This is a genomic window from Zwartia vadi, assembly GCF_030410375.1.
GTDB lineage: Bacteria > Pseudomonadota > Gammaproteobacteria > Burkholderiales > Burkholderiaceae_B > Zwartia > Zwartia vadi.
Genome location: NZ_JAUHHE010000061.1, coordinates 1 through 255, shown reverse-complemented (window position 1 = coordinate 255; position 255 = coordinate 1). Strand labels below are relative to the sequence as shown.

The 255-nt window shown below is 52.5% G+C and carries 1 protein-coding gene; it reads right to left on the bottom strand.

Translation table 11 applies throughout. The annotated features are described in order from the left end of the window. On the bottom strand, positions 1-218 hold a 218-nt coding region (locus QWY27_RS15430), incomplete at its 3' end, for a DUF2461 family protein (protein WP_290199294.1). Positions 219-255 lie beyond the last annotated feature (37 nt).

Sequence of the window (255 nt, the reverse complement as noted above, 5' to 3'; positions counted from 1 at the left end):
GTATAGTTCGCAGCCTTTTTGATTCTACCGATTCCTTTGACGGGGAAGTGGTAGTCCGGAACGCTTGGCTGAAGTTCTGTCTTGAGCCTTTGGGCCAGGTCAATGAACGGCCCCCTGACATGGGCTTTGTAGGCAGCCTGGTTGTCCTCAAGCCAGTTCGGATCGGTCTGCTGGCCAGCTTCAGTAAGAAAAGGGAGTGTTTGCCTTGAAAATTTCATAAACGGCGGCCTTGGTCGCACTTGTGCGTCATCGTGA